The organism is Streptomyces sp. NPDC060194 (assembly GCF_042728285.1).
Taxonomy (GTDB): Bacteria; Actinomycetota; Actinomycetes; order Streptomycetales; family Streptomycetaceae; genus Streptomyces.
The window spans coordinates 26,070-49,109 of the sequence record NZ_JBHWZH010000025.1; the positions used below are offsets into that span (position 1 = coordinate 26,070).

The following is a 23,040-nucleotide window of genomic DNA, read 5'->3' on the forward strand; positions in this document are numbered from 1 at the left end:
CGCACGGGCCCCGTGTGCCGGGGGATTCGGACGGTTCGGCGAGTCGTGGCACGATGCCGTCATGCCGACCGTGTTGACCGATCTCTGCCCGTATCCGATCGTGCAGGCCCCGATGGCGGGCGGCGCGTCGGGGCCGCAGCTCGCCGCCGCCGTCAGCGAGGCCGGCGGGCTCGGCTTCCTCGCCGCGGGGTACAAGACCGCGGACGGGATGTACGAGGAGATCAAACAGGTCCGCGGGCTGACCGGCCAGCCGTTCGGCGTCAACCTCTTCCTGCCGCAGCCCGGCGCCGCCGACGCGGCCTCCGTCGAGGTCTACCGGCACCAGCTCTCCGGCGAGGCCGCCTGGTACGAGACGCCGCTCGGGGAGACCGACGGGCCCTCGGACGACGGCTTCGAGGCGAAGACGGCGATACTCGTCGACGACCCGGTACCGGTCGTCTCCTTCACCTTCGGGTGCCCCACCCGGGACGTCCTCGACCGGTTCGCCCGCGCCGGCACCTACACGATCGTCACCGTCACCAGCGCCGAGGAGGCGCAGGCCGCGCAGTGGGCCGGCGCGGACGCCGTCTGCGCGCAGGGCGTCGAGGCCGGCGGCCACCAGGGCACCCATCGCGACGACCCCCAACTCGACGGCAGCGGGGCCGGTTTCGGGCTGCTTTCGCTCGTCGCGCAGGTCCGCGAGACGGTGCCGCTGCCGATCATCGCGGCGGGCGGGCTGATGCGCGGCGCGCAGATCGCCGCCGTCCTCGCGGCCGGCGCGGACGCGGCACAGCTCGGCACCGCGTTCCTGGTCTGCCCGGAGTCCGGGGCCAACGTGCTGCACAAGCAGGCCCTGACCAACCCGCTGTTCGTCCGCACCGAGCTGACCCGGGCCTTCTCCGGGCGGCCCGCGCGCGGCCTGGTCAACCGCTTCGTGCGCGAGCACGGACGCTACGCGCCCGCCGCGTACCCGCAGGTGCACCACCTGACCAGCGGGCTGCGCAAGGCCGCGGCGAAGATGGGCGACGCGCAGGGCATGGCCCTGTGGGCCGGCCAGGGCCACCGGATGGCCCGCGAACTGCCCGCCGCCCAGCTGGTGGACCTGCTGGCCGCCGAGATCGAGGCGGCCGAGAACGAGACGGCCCGCAGGAGGACCGCATGACCGCCCCCGTGTTCGTCGTCGAGGCCCTCGCCGAGGCCGTAGTGGCCGTCGGCGGGGAGTTCGTGCTGGAGGGCCCCGAGGGCCGGCACGCCGTCTCCGTCAAACGGCTGGAGCCCGGTGAGGACGTGACGCTGACCGACGGCCGGGGCACGCGCGCGAGCTGCGTGGTGCTCGCCGCGGAGGGCAGGGAGCGGCTCACCGTGCGGGTGGACGCCCTCGCGGTCGAGCCCGAGCCGGAGGTGCGGATCACCGTCGTGCAGGCGCTGCCCAAGGGCGACCGGGGCGAGGTCGCCGTCGAGACGATGACGGAGACGGGCGTCGACGCGATCGTGCCCTGGCAGGCCGCCCGGTGCATCACGCAGTGGCGCGGCGACCGGGGACTGAAGGCGCTCGGCAAGTGGCGGGCGACCGCGCGGGAGGCCGGCAAGCAGTCGCGGCGGGTCCGCTTCCCGCTCGTCGAGGAGGCGCGCACCACGCGGCAGTTGGCCCCGCTGCTCGCCGCGGCGGACTTCGCGGGGGTGCTGCACGAGGACCCGGGGGCCGGCAGTCAGGCGCTCGCCTCCGTTCCGCTGCCCGCCGCCGGGTCGATCGTGCTGGTCGTCGGCCCCGAAGGGGGCGTGTCCCCGGAGGAGTTGGCGGTCTTCGCCGAGGCCGGCGCGAAGCCGTACCGGCTCGGCGCGAGCGTCCTGCGCACCTCGACGGCGGGGACCGCGGCGACCGCGCTGCTGATGGGGCGCACGGGGCGCTGGGGCTGAACTCTCGTCATACATACGGCGATTGCGGTCTTTCCGTGCGGCGGTGACGGTGGGACCCTGCTCGTCATGGGCGCATGGAGGCGCGGACTCGCCGCGGCCGGGCTCGCCGGGGCGGCGGTGCTCGGGGCGGCGGCGTGCCAACCGGTCGACGGGTCGCTGAACTCGTTCGCCGTCGCGCTCACCACCGACCGGCGCGGCACCGAGGCGCTGGAGCGGCGCGGCATCGAGGTGCAGTGGCTCAGCTGCACCTCGACTTACGGCGAGGGCGGCCGGGTCGTCGAGACCCGCACCCCCAGCGTCCGCAGCGTCGCCACCGTCGACTGCGAGGGCGAGACCACCGACGGCAGGCCGATCACCCTCACCGGCAAGGTCACCGAGGAGCGCGCCGGGGCGTGCGTGCGCGGCAGCCTGACCGCGAAGGTGGACGGCGAGCAGGTCTTCCGGTCCTCCGTCCTGGGCGACTGCTCGGCCGCGACCCCCACCCGGACCCGTACGGTGACGCCCCCGCCCGGCGACCGCGGCCGGCCGACGGTGACCGTCACCGTCACGGTCACGGAGTCCTTCCGGGGCAAGTAGCGGCGGGGCACGCGGGCGGAGGACGCAGGCGGGCCGCGCCCCCGCCGTCCGGCCCCGGACCTGTGTCCCGGGCCCCGCTCGCGCGAGGTCGCTCCGCACCGGGGCCTCGTGACCCGCCCCGGGCACGCGCCCCGGAGGTTCCCGGGCGCGCGGCCGCCCGCACCCCCGTCTCCCGCGCCCGTCCCGCCCGTCGTAGGTATGCGCGGACCCGCACTTAGGTACACCGATCTCCGGTCGTTCCCGGCGCGCCCGCGCGAGTGCCGCCGTCATGGTGGCCGCATGACCGCTGCGTACGAACCCGATCTCGCGCCCCTCGTCGAGAAGCTCGTCCGGCACCGGCTGCTGACCGTGACCGGGCCCGGCGGCGTGGGCAAGAGCCACCTGGCGGCCCGGCTGGCCGAGGCCGTCGAGTGGCCGGTGCACCGGGCGGACCTGTCGACCTGCCGGGACGCCGCCCTCGTCCCGCAGACGGTCGCGGCCGCGCTCGGCGTCGCGCTGCAGCCCGGCTCCGACCCGCTGGACAGCCTGCTCGCCGTGCTGCGCGGCCGGCGCGGGCTGCTCCTGCTCGACACCTGCGAGCACGTGCTCACCGGCTGCGCCTACCTGGCCGGCCGGCTGCACGAGGCCTGCCCGCAGCTGCGGACGGTGGCCACCTCGCGACGCGCGCTGGGGGTGCCGGGTGAGCAGCTCGAGACCCTGCGCCTCCTGCCCCCGGAGGGGACCGTCGAGCTGCTGCGGGACAAGGCCGCGCTCCAGGGCGTCGACGTGCCCGAGTACTGGGCCCGCCTGCTGGCCGAACAGCTCGACGGCGACCCGCTGTCGACGCAGATGGCGGCCCGCTCCCTCCTCGTCATGCCCCCGCAGCGGCTCTACGGCAGCCTCAGCTCGTCCGGCGGCCGCTTCGCCGTCCTCACCGACGGCCCCCGCGAACCCGCCCGGCACCGCACCCTGCTGCGGTCGGTGGAGTGGTCCTACGAGCTCTGCGCACGGCGCGAACGGCTGCTGTGGGCGCGACTGTCGGCGTTCACCGGCCCCTTCACCCACGACCAAGTGCGGATGGTGTTCACCAGCGGCGGCGAACTCGCCTCCCTGGTCGAGGGGTCGGTGGTCATCGCCCTGCCCGACGGCACCTTCCGGCTGCCGGTCGCCCACCGCGAGTACGGGCAGATGAGGCTCGCCGGGCTCGGCGGCGTCCGCGGCCTCGACCTGGACAGCTGAACCGCGCCGGGGGCGGCGCGACGGGTCCGGCGCGATCACTGCCCCGCGCCCTCGCGAGACCCTAGGCTGACCAGGTGACGACGCACCCCGCTTACCTCCGATTCCCGCACCTGCACGGCGATCTGGTGGTCCTCGCCGCCGAGGACGACGTCTGGGCCGCCCCCCTCGACGGCCGGGGGCGGGCCTGGCGGATCAGCGCCGACAACACCCCCGTCGACCACCCGCGGATATCCCCCGACGGCGTCCACGTCGCCTGGACCTCCACCCGCGACGGCGCCCCCGAGGTGCACACCGCCCCCCTCGCGGGCGGTCCCTCGCGCCGGCTGACGTACTGGGGCAGCGACCGCACCTCCGTCCGCGGCTGGACGCCCGAGGGCGAGGTCCTCGCGATCAGCACCGTCAACCAGCCGTCCCTGCGCCGCAGTTGGGCCCATGCGATCCCGCTCGACGGAGGCCCTTCCCGCGTCCTGCCCTACGGCCCGGTCGGCTCGCTCGCGCAGGGCCCCGACGGGCGGGTGCTGCTGCTCTCCGCGGCGATGGGCCGCGAGGCCGCCGCCTGGAAGCGCTACCGCGGCGGCACCGCCGGCAAGCTGTGGATCGGCGCGGGCGACGACTTCACCCGGCTCCACGCCGACCTCGACGGCAACATCGAACACCCGCTGTGGGTGGGCGAGCGGATCGCGTTCCTCTCCGACCACGAGGGCACCGGCGCCCTGTACTCCTCGCTCCCCGACGGCACGGACCTGCGCCGCCACACCCCCGTCGGCCCCGACGCCTTCTACGCCCGCCACGCCGCCACCGACGGCGTCCGCGTCGTCTACGCGAGCGCCGGCCGGATCCTGCTGCTCGACGACCTCGGCCCCGGCACCGCGCCCCGCGAGCTCGACATCCGCCTCGGCGGCCAGCGCACCGACCTCCAGCCCTACCCGGTCCGCGCGGAGTCCTGGCTGCGCGCCGCCGCCCCCGACCACACCGGGCGCGGCAGCGCCGTCCTGGTCCGCGGCGGCGTCCACTGGGTGACCCACCGCGAGGGCCCCGCCCGCACGCTCGCCGCCGAGCCCGGCGTACGGGCCCGGCTGCCGCACACCTTCCGCGCCGACGGCGAGGAGCAGGTCGTGTGGGTGACCGACGCCGAGGGCGCGGACGCGCTGGAGTTCGCGCCCGCCGCCGGCCGCCCGCTCGGCGAGAGCGCCCGCCGGATCGCCGGCGGGCTGCTCGGCCGGGTGACGGGCCTGGCCGTCGCCCCCGACGGCGGCCGGCTCGCCGTCGCCTCCCACGACGGCCGGGTGCTGCTCGTCGAGCGGGAGAGCGGCGAGGTCCGCGAACTCGACCGCAGCGAGGACGGCGAGCCGGGCGGCCTCGTCTTCTCGCCCGACTCCGGCTGGCTCGCCTGGTCGCACCCCGGCCCCGGGCCCCTGCGCCAGCTCAAGCTGGCCCACCTCGCCGACCTGGCGGTCACCGAGGCCACCCCCTTGCGCTTCCGCGACTTCTCACCCGCCTTCACCCTCGACGGCAAGCACCTCGCGTTCCTCTCCGAGCGCTCCTTCGACCCGGTCTACGACGCCCACGTCTTCGACCTGTCCTTCCTCGGCGGCGGCCGGCCCCACCTGATCCCCCTGCTCGCCACCACCCCCTCGCCGTTCGGCCCGCAGCGCCACGGCCGGCCCGCCGAGTCCGGCGCCGACAAGCCGGACCGGCCCGACGGCGCCGCGCACCCCCACCAGGAGGGCGAGGACCGGATCAGCACCCCCGTCACCCGCATCGACCTCGACGGACTGGAGAGCCGCATCGTCCCGTTCCCCGTCGAGGCGGCCCACTACACCTCGCTGCGCGCCGCCCGCGACGGGCTGCTCTGGCTGCGCCACCCGGTCACCGGCACCCTCGGCGCCTCGCTCGCCTCCCCGGACGCCGAGTGGCCCGCCACCACCCTGGAGCGCTACGACCTCACCCAGCGCTCGGTGGAGGAACTCCGCTCCGACGCCGACTGGTTCACCGTCACCGGCGACGGCAAGCGGGTCCTGGTCCGCGGCGAGGGCAAGCTGCGGCTCGTCCCCTCCGACCGCCGCGTCTCCGCGGGCGACGACGCCACCGACTCCCACGTCACCGTCGACCTCGGCCGCGTCCGCCGGCACATCGAACCGGCCGCGGAGTGGCGGCAGATGTACGAGGAGACGGGCCGGATCGCCCGCGACCAGTTCTGGCGCGCCGACCTGGGCGGCCTCGACTGGCAGGGCGTCCTCGACCGCTACCGCCCTCTGCTCGACGGCGTCGCCACCCACGACGACCTCGTCGACCTGCTCTGGGAGGTCCAGGGCGAGCTCGGCACCTCGCACGCCTACGTCACCCCCTCCGGCGGCGACCGCCGGGCCGCCCGCCGGCAGGGGCTGCTCGGCGCCGACCTCACCCGCACCGGCGACGGCCGCTGGACGGTCGCCCGGGTGCTGCCCGCCGAGACGTCCGACCCGCACGGCCGCTCCCCGCTCACCGCGCCGGGCGTCGCCGTCCGCGCCGGGGACGAGCTGCTCGCCGTCGACGGGCGGCCGGTCGACCCCGTGACCGGCCCCGGACCGCTGCTCGTCGGGGCCGCGGGCAAGCCCGTGGAGCTGACCGTACGGCCCGCGGGCGGCGGCGAGGTGCGGCACGTCGTCGTGGTGCCGCTCGCCGACGAGGAGCCGCTGCGCTACCACGACTGGGTGGCCGGCCGCCGGGCCCACGTCCGCGACGCCTCCGACGGCCGGCTCGGCTACCTGCACGTGCCCGACATGATGGCCCCCGGCTGGGCGCAGCTCCACCGCGACCTGCGGATCGAGATGGCCCGCGAAGGGCTGGTCGTCGACGTCCGCGAGAACCGCGGCGGCCACACCTCCCAGCTGGTGGTGGAGAAGCTCGCCCGGCAGATCGTCGGGTGGTCCCTGCCGCGCGACCAGCGCCCGTACTCCTACCCCGAGGACGCCCCGCGGGGCCCCGTGGTCGTCGTCGCGAACGAGTTCTCCGGCTCCGACGGCGACATCGTCAACGCGGCGATCCGCGCCCGCGGCATCGGCCCGGTGGTCGGGGTGCGCACCTGGGGCGGCGTCATCGGCATCGACAACCGCTACGGGCTCGTCGACGGCACCCGGATCACCACGCCGAAGTACGCCTTCTGGCTGGAGGGCCCGGGCTTCGGGGTGGAGAACCACGGCGTCGAACCGGACGTCGAGGTCGTCCACACCCCCGGCGACCACGCCGCCGGCCGCGACCCGCAACTCGACGAGGCCGTCCGGATCGCGCTCGCCGCGCTCGCGCAGTCCCCGGCGAAGACCCCGCCGGGCCTCCCGTCGACGGGTTCCGGTTCCGGGCCGCGGTGAACCGGGCTTCCTCGAAGCACGGTACGGAGGCGGCGCCGTCCCTAGGATGAGGAGTCGCCGCCCCGCGCGGCGACTGCGGCGCGAGCCGTCCGGGGCCCCCTCCGCGGGCCCGGGACGTGCCGGATCCGAGGGGGACGACGATGACCCAGGCCGCCTGGCGCCGCAAGCGCGGCGAGCTGCCCTGCGAGACGACCAGCTTCGTCGGGCGGGACGCCGAGATCGCCGCCGTACGCGCCCTCTTCCGGACCGCCCGGATGGTCACCCTGCTCGGCCCCGGCGGGGTCGGCAAGACGCGGATCGCGGTCCGCGCGGCCGCCCGGCTCGCCCCCGGCTTCCGCGACGGGGTCCGCATGGTGGAGCTGGCCGGCGTCCAGGACGGCGAGCTGCTCGCCCACAGCGTGGGCGCGGCCTTCGGGCTGCCCGAGGGCACCGGCGACAGCCCGCTCGACATGGTCGTCGAACTGCTGCGCGAGGAGCAGTCCCTGCTCGTCCTCGACACCTGTGAGCACCTCGTCGACGCCTGCGCGATGCTCGCCGAGGTCCTGCTGACCAGCTGCCCGGAGGTCCGGCTCCTCCTGACGAGCCGTCAGGCCCTCGACGTGCCCGCCGAACACGCCTACGTCATCGACCCGTTGGAGGTCCCCGCCCGGGACGCCGTCCGCGGTCTGGAGGGCAGCACCGCCGTGCGGCTCTTCCTGGAGCGCGCCGCGGCCGCCCGCCCCGGCTTCGCCCTCACCCGGGAGAACCGGGCCCACGTCGCCGCCCTCTGCCGCCGCCTCGACGGCATCCCGCTCGCCCTCGAACTCGCCGCCGTCCGGCTGCGCGCCCTCTCCCTCGAAGAGGTGCTCCGCCGCCTCGACGACCGCTTCCGGGTGCTCGGCGGCACCCGCACCCCCCACCCCCGCCACCAGACGCTGCGCACCGCCATCGACTGGAGCCACGAGCTGTGCACCCCGGCCGAGCAGGCCCTGTGGGCCCGGCTCTCCGTCTTCCGCGGCGGCTTCGACCTCGCCGCGGCCGAACGGGTCTGCGCGGACGACGGACCGGACGCCGAGGACGGCCTCGGACCCGACGGCGTCGTCGAGCGGCTCATCGGCCTGGTCGACAAGTCCGTCGTGCTGCGCCACGACGCCGGGGACGGCGAGCGCTACCGGATGCTCGACACCCTGCGCGAGTACGGGGCCGAGCGGCTCGCCGCGACCGGCCGCGCCGCGCACTTCGCCGCCCGCCACCGCGACCACTACCTCGCCCTTGCCGAGGAGGGCGACCGGCTGTGGTGCGGACCCGACCAGGTCGCCTGGGTGCACCGCCTCGACCAGGAGCTCGACAACTTCCGCGGCGCCCTGGAGTACAGCCTCGCCACCCCCGGCGAGGAGGCGGCCGGGCTCCGCCTCGCCGTCTGCCTCAACCCGCTCTGGCTCGGCCGCGGCCGGCTCTACGAGGCCCGCCGCTGGCACGAGCGGGCCGTCGCCCTCACCCCCTCCGGCGACACCGACACCCCCGACCGGATCAGGGCCTGCTGGCAGTCCGCCCACTTCCAGGTCGTCCAGGGCGAGTTCGAGCACCTGCCCGCCGTCCTCGCCGACTGCGCCGAGCGCGCCGCCCGCATCGGCGACCGGCCCGGCGAGGCCTACGCCCTGCTCATCGAGGGCATGTGCCTGACCCTCCTCGGCGCGGGCGACGAGTTCGCCCACGTCAACGGCCAGGCCGTCGCCCGCATGGAGGCGCTCCGGGACGAGCCGGTCGGCACCGGCATCGCCCACTACTCCGCCGCCCTGCACTGGGCGCGGGTCGGCGCGTACGACCTCGCCCTGCGCCACGCCCACCGCTCGCTCGAGGAACTCCCGCCGGGGGAGCAGTACTTCCGGGCGGTGGCGAAGGTCGCGATCGGCTTCACCCGCTTCGGGCAGGGCGAGCTCGCCGAGTGCCGCCGGGTGGCGCGCGAGGTGCTCGCCGACTGCCACGAGATCGGCGACTCCTTCGGCACCGGCACCGCGCTGGAACTCCTCTCCTGGCTCGACGCCACCGAGGACGCCCACACCGACGCCGCCGTCGTCATGGGCGCGGCCTCCGCCGTGCTCCGCGGCAACTGCGCGCTGCTGTGCAACGACCCGATCCTGCTCGTCGTCCGCGAGGCGATGCAGACCCAGACCAGGGACGCCCTGGGCGCGCAGGAGTTCGCGCGGCGCTGGGAGCGCGGCGAGGCCCTCGGCCGGGACCGGGCCGTCCGGTTCGCCCTGGGCGAGTCCGCGGTGCTCGGCGGGCCCGCGGCGGACGGCCCGTCGCTCGCCGCGCTGACCCGGCGGGAGCGGGAGGTGGCCGATCTGGTCAAGGAGGGGCTGTCCAACCGGGCCATCGCCGAACGGCTCGTCATCTCCAAGCGGACGGTCGACGCGCACGTCGAGCACATCCTCGCCAAGCTCGGCTTCGGATCGCGGGGCGAGATCGCCGCGCTGGTCCGGGCGGACCTCCCGGCGCCCAACGGCCTACCATGAGGCCCCGGTGCCTCGGCGGCACCGGTAGCTCGTACTGGGAGGTGCGGACGGATGTCCACGGAACCGCAGGCCACGACCGCGGACGGATCGGGAGCGCCCGACGCCGACTGCCTGTTCTGCAGGATCGTCGCGGGGCAGATCCCGGCGACCGTCGTCCGGGAGACGGAGACGACCCTCGCCTTCCGGGACATCAACCCGCAGGCCCCCACCCACGTCCTGGTGATCCCCAAGCTGCACCACCCCGACGCCGCCTCGCTGGCCGCAGCCGCGCCGCAGGCCGCCGCCGACGTGCTCGCCGCCGCGGGCGAGGTCGCCGCGCAGGAGGAGCTGGAGAGCTACCGGCTGGTGTTCAACACCGGGGCGGGCGCGGGCCAGACCGTCTTCCACGCCCACGTGCACGTGCTCGGGGGCCGCGGCCTCCAGTGGCCCCCCGGCTAGCGGCCCGCCCCCGTGTCCGCACGCGAGTTCGTCGCCCTCGGCACCGCCAGCCAGGTCCCCACGCGCCGCCGCAACCACAACGGCTACCTGCTGCGCTGGGACGGCCAGGGCATCCTGTTCGACCCCGGCGAGGGCACCCAGCGGCAGATGGTGCACGCCGGGGTCGCCGCCCACGACCTGCACCGGATCTGCGTCACCCACTTCCACGGCGACCACTCGCTCGGCCTCGCCGGCGTGATCCAGCGGATCAACCTCGACCAGGTGCCGCACGAGGTCACCGCCCACTACCCGGCGAGCGGGCAGCACTTCTTCGAGCGGCTGCGGTACGCCACCGCCTACCGCGAGACCGTCCGCCTCACCGAGGGCCCGGTCGCCGCCGACGGGGTCCTCGCCGAGACGCCCTCGTACACCCTGGAGGCGCGCCGGCTCTCGCACCCGGTGGAGTCCTTCGGCTACCGGCTGGTCGAGCCGGACGGCCGGCGGATGCTGCCCGCGCTCCTCGCCGAGCGCGGGATCCGCGGGCCCGCCGTCGGCCGCCTCCAGCGGGACGGCGTCGTCGGCGGGGTGCGCCTGGAGGACGTCAGCGAGGTCCGGCGCGGGCAGCGGTTCGCGTTCGTCATGGACACCCGGCTGTGCGACGGCGTGGACGCGCTCGCCGAGGGCTGCGACATGCTCGTCATCGAGTCGACCTTCCTCGACGAGGACGAGCGGCTCGCCGCCGACCACGGGCACCTGACCGCCGGCCAGGCCGCCCGGGTCGCGGCCCGGGCGGGCGTCCGTCACCTCGTCCTCACCCACTTCTCGCAGCGCTACACCGACCCGACCGCGTTCGAACGGCAGGCGCGCGACGCGGGGTTCGACGGCGAGCTGAGCGTGGCCCGGGACCTGGACGTGATCCCGCTGCCGAAGCGGAGCTGACCGGCCCGGGCCCCGGCCTCAGCCGACGGGGGCGGCGTACCGGCGCTCGGCGGAGGAGTCGCCGTCGTACGCCTCGACCGGCACGTACGCGGCCGTCGTGACGAGGTCGTCGGCCTCCGCGGCGAGCGGGGCGACGGTGATCGGCGCGACCGGCTGCTCGGGGGCGCCGAGCGCGGGGACGGCGCCGGACGGGACACCGGTCGCCGCGGCGAGCGCGGCGGCCGGGGCGCCGCCCTTGCGGCGGACCGCGCCGGGCAGCAGCGGGCGGCCCGCGGTGTGCAGGGCGACCGCGGTCAGCGGGACGGCGAGGAGCAGCAGCAGGGCGCACAGGACCATGCCCATGCCCGGGTAGCCGGCCCGCGCGGCCAGCGTGCTGCCCACGACCGGGCCGCAGGCGACCCCCAGCGACGAGCAGGAGCCGACGAGCACCGCCCAGCGGCCGCGCGGGTCGAGGGAGGCCGCGAGGCCGAGCAGGTACGAGAGCACCACCGGGTACATCGCGTTCCACAGCACCTCGCCGGTCGCGAACGCGGCCAGGTCGTCGGCGGAGGCGGCCAGCGCGATGCAGCCCGCGATGACGGCCGTGCCCGCGCCGATCGGCAGCGCGCGGCCGAGCCGCGAGCCGAGCAGGCCCGCGCCGAGCACGCCGAGCAGACCCGCGCCGAGCGCCACGGCGAACACCGCGCCGACCGTCACCTCGCTCAACCCGGCCTGGTCGAGGCCGATCCGCGAGCTGACGCCCCACAGCGAGTTCTGCGCCATCGACCACAGCGCGACCGTCCCGGCGAGCACCGTGCCGGTGCGCAGGTACGGCAGCGGGGTGCGGGTCGTCCGGACGTCGCCGGCGCCGTCGCGGGAGCCCGCCGCCTCCGGGCGCAGCCGCCCGGCCGCGGCCTGGGCGAGCACCGCGGTGACCGCGAGGGCGAGGAACGGGGCGCGGTGGCCGCCGCCGAGGTGGGGGAGCGTCAGGTAGAGCGCGCCGGCGACGGCGGACACCGAGAGCAGGCCGAGCGTGGACGCCCGGTGCGGGTCGCGCTGCGCGGCGATCTGGGCGGCGGCGACGGTCGTGGCCGTCCCCGAGCCGAGGCCGCCGAGCGTCGCGGCGGCGATGACGAGGGCGCCGTAGGCGGCCGGGGTCGCGGCGGCGGTGCCGTAGCCGACCAGCATCAGGAGCAGTCCCGCGCGCGCCACCCGGTGCGGGCCGAGGCGGTCCACCCGGGAGGCGAGCGTGAAGCCGGCGGTGGCCGACGCGAGGAGCAGCGAACTGCCCGCGAGCCCCGCCTGGGCGGCGGTGAGCCCGAGTGACGCGCCGAGGCGGGCCACGGTGGTGGGGAGCAGGTAGGCGGCGAGGTAACCGGCGGTGAAAACGGTCACCAGCGGCCAGGCGACGGGAGCGCGGCGGGACACGGGCGGTTCCTGACAAGGGAGAAGAGCGGTGCGAGGGGGTGCTCAACTGACTCGTGGGACAGGAGCGCGGGGCAATTTGTATCAAGCGCGCGGGACCTCGGAACAGCCGGTCGGGTGTGATCTGCGGCACGTGGGGTTTCGGGCCGGCTCGACGGGGTAGGAAGGCGGTCTTTCACGTCACTTGCACAGGCCGCCGCCATGGGTGGTCGTGGGTGGGCACGCCCCGCCGGGCAGCGGCGGGCCTCCCCTTGGCGCCGCACCCGTTTGGCAGACTGGTCCGGTGAGCCCGCACCCGCACGCGCACGCGAACCCGCACGTCGACCCCCTCGCCGCCGTCCGCGCGGCAGGCGATCCCATCTGGGACGTCTACCTCACCGGCACCGTCTTCCTGGACATCGTCTTCACCGGCCTCGACAGCGCCCCCGTCCGCGGCACGGAGTCCTGGGCCCGCGGCATGGGATCGAGCCCCGGCGGCGTCGCCAACATGGCCACCGCGCTCGCCCGCCTGGGCCTGCGCACCTCCCTCGCCGCCGCGTTCGGCGACGACCACTACGGCGAGTACTGCTGGGACGCCCTCGAACAGGGCGAGGGCATCGACCTCTCCCGCTCCCGCACGGTCCCCGGCTGGCACTCGCCGGTGACCGTCTCGATGGCCTACGAGGGCGAGCGCACGATGGTCAGCCACGGCCACGAGGCGCCCCTGTCGCAGCTGCCCGGCGACCTGCCGCCCGAGCCGCCGTCCGCCCGGGCCGCGGTGGCCTCGCTGGCGCCCGGCCGCAGTGAGGAGTGGGTGGGCCACGCGGCCCGCGCGGGCACGCGCCTCTTCGCCGACGTCGGCTGGGACGAGACCGGCCGCTGGGACCTGGCCGCGCTGACCGACCTCGCGCACTGCGAGGCGTTCCTGCCGAACGCGGAGGAGGCCATGCGCTACACCCGCACCGACTGCCCCCGCGCCGCGGCCCGCGCGCTGACCGACGTCGTGCCCGTCGCCGTCGTCACCCTCGGCGCGGAGGGGGCGTACGCGGTCGACGGGCGGACGGGGGAGACCGCCGAGGTCCCCGCGATCGCCGTCCAGGCGCTCGACCCCACCGGCGCGGGCGACGTCTTCGTGGCCGGCTTCGTCACCGGCACCCTCGCCGACTGGCCGCTCGCCGACCGGCTCGCCTTCGCCGGCCTCACCGCGGCCCTCAGCGTCCAGGAGTTCGGCGGCTCCCTCTCCGCACCCGGCTGGCAGGAGCTCGCCGCGTGGTGGCAGCAGGTCCGCGCCGTCGACACCCAGGACCCCACCCCCCTGCGCCGCTACGCCTTCCTCGACCCCCTCCTCCCCACCCCCACCCACCCCTGGCCCCGCCGCCGCGCCGTCCCCACCATCGGCTTCCGCGCCTAGCCCCGCCGGCGGGCGGGAGCGGTCCCGCTCGCCCCGTCCGGCCCGGGGGGTCGGAAAAAGGGCGGGCATTGTCGGAGGCGGGTCGTACCCTTGGCAGTGCCGACAGTGATCCCGTCCGGGAGGAAGTTCCGGCCCTCGAGGCCCGCCCATGACCCAGCCAGCATCCCGTGCCACGCAGCCAGAGAGCCGCGCCAGGTTCACCATTCCGGCCAGCCACCCGATGGTCACCGTCCTCGGGTCCGGAGACGCGCTGCTGCGTGTGATCGAAGAGGCCTTCCCGGCGGCCGACATCCACGTCCGGGGCAACGAGATCAGCGCGACCGGAGAGCAGGGCGACGTCGCCCTCATCCAGCGGCTGTTCGACGAGATGATGCTGGTCCTGCGTACGGGAGCACCCATGACGGAAGACTCGGTGGAGCGGTCCATCGCCATGCTGAAGAACCACTCCAACGGGCACGGCAACGGCGCAGGACCCGCCGAGACGCCCGCCGAGGTGCTCACCCAGAGCATCCTCTCCTCGCGCGGACGCACGATCCGCCCCAAGACCCTCAACCAGAAGCGCTACGTCGACGCCATCGACCGGCACACGATCAACTTCGGCATCGGCCCCGCCGGCACCGGCAAGACGTACCTGGCCATGGCCAAGGCCGTCCAGGCGCTGCAGGCCAAGCAGGTCGAGCGGATCATCCTCACCCGCCCCGCCGTCGAGGCGGGCGAGCGGCTCGGCTTCCTGCCGGGCACTCTGGTGGAGAAGATCGACCCCTACCTGCGCCCGCTCTACGACGCGCTGCACGACATGCTCGACCCGCTGACCATCCCCCGCCTCATGGAGGCGGGCACCATCGAGGTCGCCCCGCTCGCCTTCATGCGCGGCCGGTCGCTCAACAACGCGTTCATCATCCTCGACGAGGCGCAGAACACCTCGACCGAGCAGATGAAGATGTTCCTGACCCGCCTCGGTTTCAACTCGAAGATCGTGGTCACCGGAGACGTGACCCAGGTCGACCTCCCCGGCGGCACGCAGAGCGGTCTGCGCCAGATCCAGGCCATCCTGGACGGCGTGGAGGACATCCACTTCTCGCGGCTCACCACCGAGGACGTCGTCCGGCACAAGCTGGTCGGCCGTATCGTCGACGCGTACGAGAAGTACGAGAACCGAGACGGCCGCGCCGGGTCGTAAGTCACAGCGGGAGCAGCGAACAGACATGTCGATCGACGTCAACAACGAGTCCGGGACCGAGGTCGACGAGGCCTCGGTCCTCGACATCGCCCGCTACGCCCTCACGCGGATGCGGATCCACCCGCTCTCCGAGCTCTCGGTGATCGTCGTCGACGCCGACGCGATGGAGCAGCTCCACATCCAGTGGATGGACCTGCCGGGTCCCACCGACGTCATGTCGTTCCCGATGGACGAGCTGCGCCCGCCGTCGAAGGACGACGCCGAGCCCCCACAGGGCCTCCTCGGCGACATCGTGCTCTGCCCCGAGGTCGCCGAGAAGCAGGGCCTGGAGGCCGAGACGCGGCACTCCATGGACGAGGAGCTCCAGCTCCTCACCGTCCACGGCGTGCTGCACCTCCTCGGCTACGACCACGAGGAGCCGGACGAGAAGGCCGAGATGTTCGGCCTCCAGGCGGCCATCGTGGACGGCTGGCGCGCCGAGAAGGGCCTGACCGGCCCGTCCCCCGCCCCGACGGTCTCATGACGTTCCAGCTCATCGCCGGGGCCGTCGCCCTCGTCGTCGTGGCGTGGCTCGCCGCCTGCGCCGAGGCCGGCATCGCCCGCATCTCCACCTTCCGCGCCGAGCAGGCGGCCCGTGAAGGACGCCGCGGCAGCGCCGGCCTCGCCCAGATCGCCGCCGACCCCACCCGGTACCTCAACGTGGCGCTCCTGGTCCGCATCGCCTGCGAGATGGCGGCCGGATCGCTCGTCACCTACGGCTTCCTGGCGCAGTTCGACAGCACCTGGGAGGCCCTGCTGCTCGCCATCGGCGTCATGGTCCTCGTGTCCTACGTCGCCGTCGGCGTCTCGCCGCGCACCATCGGCCGCCAGCACCCGCTCAACACCGCCACGGCCGCGGCGTACGTCCTGCTGCCGCTGGCCAGGATCATGGGGCCGATCCCGCAGCTCCTGATCCTCCTCGGCAACGCGCTCACCCCCGGCAAGGGGTTCCGCAAGGGCCCCTTCGCCTCCGAGGCCGAGCTGCGCGCGATGGTCGACCTCGCCGAGCAGGAGTCGCTCATCGAGGACGACGAGCGCCGCATGGTGCACTCCGTCTTCGAGCTCGGCGACACCCTCGTCCGCGAGGTCATGGTGCCGCGCACCGACATCGTCGTCATCGAGCGCCACAAGACGATCCGCCAGGCCCTCACCCTCGCCCTGCGCTCCGGCTTCTCCCGCATCCCGGTGACCGGCGAGAGCGAGGACGACGTCGTCGGCGTCGTCTACCTCAAGGACCTGGTGCGCCGCACCCACATCAACCGCGACGCCGAGAGCGAGCCGGTCTCCACCGCGATGCGCCCCGCCGTCTTCGTCCCCGACACCAAGAACGCCGGCGACCTGCTGCGCGAGATGCAGCGCGACCGTCACCACGTCGCCGTCGTCGTCGACGAGTACGGCGGCACGGCCGGCGTCGTCACCATCGAGGACATCCTGGAGGAGATCGTCGGCGAGATCACCGACGAGTACGACCGTGAGGTGCCCCAGGTCGAGGAGCTCGGCGACGAGCGCTTCCGGGTCACCGTGCGGCTCGACATCCAGGACCTCGGCGAGCTGTACGGGCAGGCCGCGTTCGACGACGAGGACGTCGAGACGGTCGGCGGCCTGCTCGCCAAGGCGCTCGGCCGGGTGCCTATCGCCGGCGCGACCTGCGTCGTCCACCTCCCCGACGGGCGCCCCCTGCGGCTGACCGCGGAGACGCCGGCCGGCCGGCGGAACAAGATCCTCATCGTGCTCGTCGAACCCGAGAAGGAGTCGGGCGAGGACGACGACCGCACCGCGTCGGAGGAGGCCACCGCATGACGCCGGACGCGCTCCGGGCGCTGTGCCTGGGGTTCGAGGCCGCCGTCGAGGACTTCCCGTTCGGCCCGGAGACGTCCGTCTTCAAGGTCGGCGGGAAGCTCTTCGCGCTCTCGGCCCTCGACGGCGACCCGCTCACCGTCAACCTCAAGTGCGAGCCCGAGCAGGCGCTGCGGCTGCGGGAGGAGCACCCGGGCGTGGTCCTCCCCGGCTACCACCAGAACAAGCGGCACTGGAACACCGTCCACGTCGCCGGCCTCCCCGCGGACCGGCTCCGCGAGCTCGTCGAGGACAGCTACGACCTCGTCGTCGCCGGCCTGCCCCGCACCGAACGCCTCCGCCTCGACCGGCCCTGACCAGGGCCGGTCCGCGTCCGCTCCTTATGCTCGCTCCATGAGCGAGAACACCGCGCCGGCCGCCGAGCCCGGCCCCGAGGACAAGAAGATCATCACCCTGGCCCGCAGCGCCCGCGCCCGCAACGGCGTCCCCGAGGGCGCGGCGGTCCGCGACGACACCGGCCGCACCTACGTCGCCGGCACGGTCGCCCTGGCGTCCCTGCAGCTCAGCGCCCTGCGCACGGCGGTCGCGATGGCGGTCGCCTCGGGCGCGGGGTCGCTGGAGGCGGCGGCGGTCGTGTCGGCGGGGGACTCGCTCCCGGACGAGGACCTGGCGGCGGTCCGCGATCTGGCGGGCCCGGACACGCGGATCTTCCTGGCGGGCCCGGACGGCTCGGTGCGGGCGGAACTCACCGCCTGACGCGTCCCCCGTGGGGGTGTGGGGGCGGAGCCCCCGCGATCGGGGACAATGAACGCCATGAGCGTTCATAACCAGTCGCCCCATCGCGCGGGCTTCGCCTGTTTCGTCGGCCGCCCCAACGCCGGCAAGTCCACCCTCACGAACGCTCTGGTCGGTCAGAAGGTGGCCATCACCTCCAACCGGCCGCAGACCACCCGGCACACCGTCCGCGGCATCGTGCACCGCCCCGACGCGCAGCTGATCCTGGTCGACACGCCCGGCCTCCACAAGCCGCGCACCCTCCTCGGCGAGCGGCTCAACGACGTCGTCCGCACCACCTGGGCCGAGGTCGACGTGATCGGCTTCTGCCTGCCCGCGGACCAGAAGCTCGGCCCCGGCGACAAGTTCATCGCCAAGGAGCTCGCCGGCATCCGCAAGACGCCGAAGATCGCCGTCGTCACCAAGACGGACCTGGTCGACGGCAAGACGCTCGCCGAGCAGCTCATCGCCGTCGACCAGCTCGCGGCCGAGCTGGGCTTCGAGTGGGCGGAGATCGTGCCGGTCTCGGCGGTCGAGGGCTCGCAGGTCTCGCTCCTCGCGGACCTGATCGCCCCCCTGCTCCCGGAGGGCCCCCCGCTCTACCCGGAGGGCGACCTCACGGACGAGCCCGAGCAGGTGATGGTCGCCGAGCTGATCCGCGAGGCGGCGCTGGAAGGCGTGCGGGACGAACTGCCGCACTCCATCGCCGTCGTCGTCGAGGAGATGCTGCCGCGGGAGAACCGCCCCGCGGACAAGCCGCTGCTCGACATCCACGCGAACGTCTACATCGAGCGGCCGAGCCAGAAGGGCATCATCATCGGCCCCAAGGGCGCGCGCCTGCGCGAGGTCGGCACCAAGTCCCGCAAGCAGATCGAGGCGCTCCTCGGCACCCCCGTCTTCCTCGACCTCCACGTCAAGGTCGCCAAGGACTGGCAGCGCGACCCCAAGCAGCTCCGCAAGCTCGGCTTCTGAGGTCCGGGGCCCCTCGCCGCCGCCCCGCGGAGCGGTCGGGGCGGCCGAGTTTCCGCCCCGGCTGATATTCCGTCGCCCCCAGTGCTTTGATGATCCACATGACGACTGCCGACCACAGCCTGCCCGAGCTCGAGCGGTACTACGACGCCGTGCCGCGGGCGGGGGCGCGGGTGGAGAGCTTCGGGCCGCTGACGCTGTTCGTGCGCGAGGGCGGCGGGTGGCCGTTCTACGCCCGGCCGACGCTCGGCTGGGACGGGCCCCCGGCCGGGGTCGAGGACGTCGAGCGGGTGCGGGCGCGGCAGCGGGAGCTGGGGATCCCGGAGGCGTTCGAGTGGGTCGACGGGACCACGCCGGGCCTGCGCGAGGTGATCGAGGAGAGCGGGCTGCGGGTGACCTCGCATCCGCTGATGCTCCTCGACGAGGAGTTCGACGGCGCCCCCGACCCGCACCCCGGCGTGCGGATCCTCGGCCCGGACGACCCGATGCTCGCCTCCGCCCTCGCCGTCCCGCACCTCGCCTTCGCCCACCCGGGGACGGCGGTCGGCACCGTCGGCGTGCCGGAGCTGGTCGCCGCGACGGCGCAGCGCGCCGGCGACGGGACCGTCGAGCGCACCGCGGAACGCATCCGCTCCCGCGGCACGGTGCTCGCCGCGGCGATCGAGGACGGGGTCGCGCTGTGCTCCGGCCAGTACAACCCGGTCGGCACGGTCACCGAGATCGTCGGCGTCGGGACGCTCCCGGCGGCGCGCCGGCGCGGCCTCGGCCTCGCGGTGACGGCCGCGCTGGTCGCCGACGCCCGCGGGCGCGGCATCGAGACGGTGTTCCTGTCCGCGGGCGACGAGGACGTGGCGCGGATCTACGGGCGCCTCGGCTTCCGCGCGGTGGCCACGGCGCTCATCGCCGAGCCGCCGCCGGCCGAGCCGCCGCCGGCCGAGCCGCCGCCGGCCGAGCCGCCGCCGGCCGAGCCGCCGCCGACCGGTCCGGCCCCGGCCGGGACGACGGCCGGCGGGGCCTGACGCTCAGGCCCCCTCCTTGAGCACCCGCGCGATCAGCGCCCGCTGGGCGTCGGTGAGCAGCGGCTCCGCGCAGCGGACCGTCCGGTCGTCGACGGTGATCCCGTAGGAGAAGCCGTCCGCGACCCCGGCCGGCGGCGAGGCGCGGTCCTCCGGCGACGCGAGCGCCGCACACGCCAGTTCGTGCCAGTCGTCCGCGTCGGGCAGGCCCGACGTGTCGACCGCCGCACGCCGCTCGATCCCGGCGAACCCGCCCGTACGTGTCACCTCGATACGCATGGTTCCGTTCTAGTACGGCTCAGGCGATGTCGACACCCACTTGCTCCCACGCCTTGGAGACGGCGTCGAGTTCGGACCCCGCCCCGAACCGCGCCCGGGCGGCCGCGACCGTCGCCGCGGCGAACTCGGTGAAGCTCGCGTCGACGGCGAGCGTGCCGGCGGTCAGGGTGTCGTACCAGATCCGCCCGGCCCGGTCCCAGGCGTTGCCGCCCAGCTCGGTGGCGAGCAGGTAGAAGGCGTGGTTGGGGATGCCGGAGTTGATGTGGACGCCGCCGTTGTCGCGGCCGGTGCGGACGTAGTCGTCCATGGTCGCGGGCTGCGGATCCGTGCCGAGGACGTCGTCGTCGTACGCGGTGCCGGGGGCCTTCATGGAGCGCAGCGCGGTGCCGGAGACGCCGGGGGCGAGGAGGCCGGCGCCGATCAGCCAGTCGGCGTCGGCGGCGGACTGGGCGAGGGTGTGCTGCTTGACCAGCGCGCCGAAGACGTCGGAGACCGACTCGTTGAGCGCGCCGGGCTGGCCGAAGTACGTGAAGTTCGTCGTGTACTGGGTCAGCCCGTGGGCGAGTTCGTGCGCGATGACGTCGACCGGGCCGGTGAAGTCGAGGAAGATCTCGCCGTCCCCGTCGCCGAACACCATCTGCTCGCCGTTCCAGAACGCGTTGCCGTAGTCGCGGTCGAAGTGGACGGTGGCGAGCAGCGGCAGGCCCGCGCCGTCGATCGAGTCGCGGCCGTAGGCGGACAGCAGCAGGTCGAACGTGGCGCCGAGGCCGGCGTAGGCGCGGTTGACGGTGGCGTCGTCGCCGGGGGCGTCGCCCTCGGAGCGGACCACGCGGCCGGGCAGCCCGGTGCCGTGCTCCGCGTCGTGGACGGTGCGCTGCGGGGCGCCGGGCGGCGCGCCCTCGGGCAGGGACGCGGCGGGCGCGCCGACGACGGTGGTCAGCCGGCGGGCGGTGCGCTGGGCGGCGTCGGCGGTCAGGGTGCGCCGGGCGGCGCGGGCGATGGCGGGGTCGTCGGCCTGCGCGAGCCTGTCGAGCAGGTGCGGCGGGACGATCGTGCAGAAGACCGGCTCGTGGCCGTGCTGGGAGTTCATGCCCGGCAATGTGGCACCGGGTCATGCCGCTGTCACGGGGTGCAGTCATGTTTGCCGCGAAAGAGTGACAGATCATCCTTTGACCGGGAACGGCTCCCGGTCCCGCATACTGGAACGGGTCCCCCGGGCCCGGCACACCTCGGCTAGGCTGCGGGACATCATGCGTATCGGGCTGCTCCTCCTTAGCTGCCGCGGCGAGGGCCTGTAAGTCGAGGCCGACCCCCTCCCCGCGGAGTGCTGGTGTGCAGCGACACAGTCGGCCGTCCCCCTCAAGGACACCCGAGGAGCCCCACGCCATGTCGAACCCCTCCCAGCAGCCCGCCCCGGTGAACCCCGCGACGCCGATCACCACGGCCACGCGGACGCAGCAGCCGTCGGGCATGCCGGTGCACAAGTACCGGCCGTACCAGCAGGTCGACATCCAGGACCGCACCTGGCCCGACCGGCGCATCACCGCGGCCCCCCGCTGGCTGTCGACCGACCTGCGCGACGGCAACCAGGCGCTGATCGACCCGATGTCCCCCGCCCGCAAGCGGGAGATGTTCGACCTGCTGGTGAAGATGGGCTACAAGGAGATCGAGGTCGGCTTCCCCGCCTCCGGCCAGACCGACTTCGACTTCGTGCGCTCCATCGTCGAGGAGCCGGGCGCGATCCCCGACGACGTGACGATCTCCGTACTGACCCAGGCCCGTGAGGACCTGATCGAGCGGACGGTGGAGTCGCTGGTCGGCGCGAGGAACGCGACCGTGCACCTGTACAACGCCACCGCGCCGGTCTTCCGCCGGGTCGTCTTCCGCGGCTCGAAGGACCAGATCAAGCAGATCGCCGTCGACGGCACCCGGCTGGTCATGGAGTACGCCGAGAAGCTGCTGGACGAGCGGACCACCTTCGGCTACCAGTACAGCCCGGAGATCTTCACCGACACCGAGCTGGACTTCGCGCTGGAGGTCTGCGAGGCGGTCATGGACGTCTGGCAGCCCGAGGCCGGCCGCGAGATCATCCTCAACCTGCCCGCCACCGTGGAGCGTTCGACGCCGTCCACGCACGCGGACCGTTTCGAGTGGATGAGCCGCAACCTGTCCCGGCGCGAGTTCGTCTGCCTGTCGGTGCACCCGCACAACGACCGCGGCACGGCCGTCGCCGCCGCCGAGCTGGCCCTGATGGCCGGCGCCGACCGCGTCGAGGGCTGCCTGTTCGGGCAGGGCGAGCGGACCGGGAACGTCGACCTGGTCACCCTGGGCATGAACCTGTTCTCGCAGGGCGTGGACCCGCAGATCGACTTCTCGCAGATCGACGAGGTGCGCCGCACCGCCGAGTACTGCAACCAGATGGAGATCCACCCCCGCCACCCCTACGCGGGCGACCTGGTCTACACGTCCTTCTCCGGCTCCCACCAGGACGCCATCAAGAAGGGCTTCGACGCGATGGAGGCCGACGCCGCGGCCCAGGGCAGGAGCGTCGACGAGATCGAGTGGGCGGTCCCGTACCTGCCGATCGACCCCAAGGACGTCGGCCGCTCCTACGAGGCCGTCATCCGGGTCAACTCGCAGTCCGGCAAGGGCGGTATCGCCTACGTCCTGAAGAACGACCACAAGCTGGACCTGCCGCGCCGGATGCAGATCGAGTTCTCGCGGACCATCCAGGCCAAGACCGACGCCGACGGCGGCGAGGTCACCCCGGCCGACATCTGGGCGATCTTCCAGGACGAGTACCTGCCCGCCGAGACCGGCTCCGCGCGCGCCCCCTGGGGCCGCATCCAGCTGCGCTCGGGCCAGACGACCACCGACAAGGACGGCACGGACACCCTGACCGTCGAGGCGGTCGTCGACGGCGCCGAGACCGTCCTGAACGGCACCGGCAACGGTCCGATCTCCGCGTTCTTCGAGGCGCTGGGCGCCATCGGCATCGACGCCCGCCTGCTGGACTACCAGGAGCACACGCTGAGCGAGGGCGCGTCCGCGCAGGCCGCCTCGTACATCGAGTGCGCCATCGACGGCAAGGTCCTGTGGGGCATCGGCATCGACGCCAACACCACCCGGGCCTCGCTGAAGGCGGTCGTCTCCGCCGTCAACCGCGCGGCCAGGTAGTTCACCCCCCAGGGGGCGGGCCACCGGCGACATGTCCCGGGCCCGCCCCCGGGTCCGGCCGCATCCGCCGCCCCGCGGGTACTGACGCCGCGGCGGGAGTGTGGCTAACATCACGTGCACACGGCGG

20 protein-coding genes are annotated in these 23,040 nt (G+C 74.6%); 17 read left to right on the forward strand and 3 right to left on the reverse strand.

Going from position 1 to position 23,040, the window contains the following annotated elements; all coding sequences use genetic code 11:
• The first annotated feature begins 61 nt into the window (after positions 1 to 61).
• The 8 genes from ACFWEG_RS08335 to ACFWEG_RS08370 all read left to right on the forward strand — a co-directional run bounded on the left by ACFWEG_RS08335 (position 62) and on the right by ACFWEG_RS08370 (position 10,888).
• On the forward strand, positions 62 to 1,141 hold the full coding sequence (locus tag ACFWEG_RS08335) for a nitronate monooxygenase (protein WP_387210624.1): 1,080 nt from the start codon (positions 62 to 64) through the stop codon (positions 1,139 to 1,141).
• Positions 1,138 to 1,896, forward strand: coding sequence for a 16S rRNA (uracil(1498)-N(3))-methyltransferase (locus ACFWEG_RS08340; RefSeq protein WP_387210627.1), 759 nt, complete (start codon positions 1,138 to 1,140; stop codon positions 1,894 to 1,896). The genes ACFWEG_RS08335 and ACFWEG_RS08340 overlap by 4 nt, the downstream gene beginning before the upstream one ends.
• A 66-nt stretch (positions 1,897 to 1,962) precedes the next feature.
• A complete protein-coding gene (locus ACFWEG_RS08345; protein ID WP_387210630.1) occupies positions 1,963 to 2,472 on the forward strand; it encodes a hypothetical protein in 510 nt (169 codons plus the stop codon).
• Positions 2,473 to 2,751: 279 nt separating this feature from the next.
• Positions 2,752 to 3,690, forward strand: coding sequence for a hypothetical protein (locus ACFWEG_RS08350; RefSeq protein ID WP_387210633.1), 939 nt, complete (start codon positions 2,752 to 2,754; stop codon positions 3,688 to 3,690).
• 74 nt (positions 3,691 to 3,764) lie between these two features.
• Complete coding sequence (locus ACFWEG_RS08355; protein ID WP_387210636.1) at positions 3,765 to 7,037, forward strand: S41 family peptidase; 3,273 nt, start codon at positions 3,765 to 3,767, stop codon at positions 7,035 to 7,037.
• A 140-nt stretch (positions 7,038 to 7,177) separates the two neighbouring features.
• Positions 7,178 to 9,532 carry an ATP-binding protein gene (locus ACFWEG_RS08360; protein ID WP_387210639.1) on the forward strand — a complete coding sequence of 785 codons (2,355 nt, stop codon included), beginning with the start codon at positions 7,178 to 7,180 and terminating at the stop codon, positions 9,530 to 9,532.
• Between the two features lie 51 nt (positions 9,533 to 9,583).
• Positions 9,584 to 9,970, forward strand: a complete 387-nt coding sequence (locus tag ACFWEG_RS08365; RefSeq protein WP_387210642.1) for a histidine triad nucleotide-binding protein — start codon at positions 9,584 to 9,586, stop codon at positions 9,968 to 9,970.
• 12 nt (positions 9,971 to 9,982) lie between these two features.
• Complete coding sequence (locus ACFWEG_RS08370) at positions 9,983 to 10,888, forward strand: ribonuclease Z (protein ID WP_387210646.1); 906 nt, start codon at positions 9,983 to 9,985, stop codon at positions 10,886 to 10,888.
• 18 nt (positions 10,889 to 10,906) lie between these two features.
• Here the strand turns inward: ACFWEG_RS08370 and ACFWEG_RS08375 are convergent, their stop codons facing one another.
• A complete protein-coding gene (locus ACFWEG_RS08375) occupies positions 10,907 to 12,295 on the reverse strand; it encodes an MFS transporter (RefSeq protein WP_387210649.1) in 1,389 nt (462 codons plus the stop codon).
• Positions 12,296 to 12,575: 280 nt separating this feature from the next.
• Here ACFWEG_RS08375 and ACFWEG_RS08380 point away from each other — a divergent pair, with 280 nt between their 5' ends.
• The 8 genes from ACFWEG_RS08380 (at position 12,576) to ACFWEG_RS08415 (ending at position 19,460) form a co-directional block, all read left to right on the forward strand.
• Complete coding sequence (locus ACFWEG_RS08380) at positions 12,576 to 13,682, forward strand: carbohydrate kinase family protein (RefSeq protein WP_387210652.1); 1,107 nt, start codon at positions 12,576 to 12,578, stop codon at positions 13,680 to 13,682.
• A gap of 148 nt (positions 13,683 to 13,830) precedes the next feature.
• Positions 13,831 to 14,862, forward strand: coding sequence for a PhoH family protein (locus ACFWEG_RS08385; protein ID WP_387210655.1), 1,032 nt, complete (start codon positions 13,831 to 13,833; stop codon positions 14,860 to 14,862).
• Positions 14,863 to 14,887: 25 nt separating this feature from the next.
• On the forward strand, positions 14,888 to 15,385 hold the full coding sequence (gene ybeY, locus ACFWEG_RS08390) for an rRNA maturation RNase YbeY (protein WP_387210658.1): 498 nt from the start codon (positions 14,888 to 14,890) through the stop codon (positions 15,383 to 15,385).
• Positions 15,382 to 16,701, forward strand: coding sequence for a hemolysin family protein (locus ACFWEG_RS08395; protein ID WP_387210661.1), 1,320 nt, complete (start codon positions 15,382 to 15,384; stop codon positions 16,699 to 16,701). Before ybeY ends, ACFWEG_RS08395 begins: the two co-directional genes overlap by 4 nt.
• On the forward strand, positions 16,698 to 17,054 hold the full coding sequence (locus ACFWEG_RS08400; RefSeq protein ID WP_387210665.1) for an MmcQ/YjbR family DNA-binding protein: 357 nt from the start codon (positions 16,698 to 16,700) through the stop codon (positions 17,052 to 17,054). Before ACFWEG_RS08395 ends, ACFWEG_RS08400 begins: the two co-directional genes overlap by 4 nt.
• A 37-nt stretch (positions 17,055 to 17,091) precedes the next feature.
• On the forward strand, positions 17,092 to 17,454 hold the full coding sequence (locus ACFWEG_RS08405; RefSeq protein WP_387210668.1) for a cytidine deaminase: 363 nt from the start codon (positions 17,092 to 17,094) through the stop codon (positions 17,452 to 17,454).
• A 48-nt stretch (positions 17,455 to 17,502) separates the two neighbouring features.
• Positions 17,503 to 18,444, forward strand: coding sequence for a GTPase Era (gene era, locus ACFWEG_RS08410; protein WP_387210671.1), 942 nt, complete (start codon positions 17,503 to 17,505; stop codon positions 18,442 to 18,444).
• A 98-nt stretch (positions 18,445 to 18,542) separates the two neighbouring features.
• The gene (locus ACFWEG_RS08415) at positions 18,543 to 19,460 is read left to right on the forward strand and encodes a GNAT family N-acetyltransferase (protein WP_387210674.1); all 918 of its coding nucleotides are present in this window, start codon (positions 18,543 to 18,545) and stop codon (positions 19,458 to 19,460) included.
• Between the two features lie 3 nt (positions 19,461 to 19,463).
• On the opposite strand, the gene ACFWEG_RS08420 is transcribed toward ACFWEG_RS08415, so the two are convergent.
• Together ACFWEG_RS08420 and ACFWEG_RS08425 are read right to left on the reverse strand one after the other, a co-directional pair.
• Positions 19,464 to 19,736: a protealysin inhibitor emfourin gene (locus ACFWEG_RS08420; protein WP_387210676.1), complete on the reverse strand. Its 273-nt coding sequence runs from the start codon at positions 19,734 to 19,736 to the stop codon at positions 19,464 to 19,466.
• Between the two features lie 19 nt (positions 19,737 to 19,755).
• On the reverse strand, positions 19,756 to 20,826 hold the full coding sequence (locus tag ACFWEG_RS08425; RefSeq protein WP_387210679.1) for a M4 family metallopeptidase: 1,071 nt from the start codon (positions 20,824 to 20,826) through the stop codon (positions 19,756 to 19,758).
• Positions 20,827 to 21,122: 296 nt separating this feature from the next.
• Between ACFWEG_RS08425 and leuA the strand changes: the two genes are divergently transcribed.
• The gene (leuA, locus tag ACFWEG_RS08430) at positions 21,123 to 22,913 is read left to right on the forward strand and encodes a 2-isopropylmalate synthase (RefSeq protein ID WP_387210682.1); all 1,791 of its coding nucleotides are present in this window, start codon (positions 21,123 to 21,125) and stop codon (positions 22,911 to 22,913) included.
• Positions 22,914 to 23,040 lie beyond the last annotated feature (127 nt).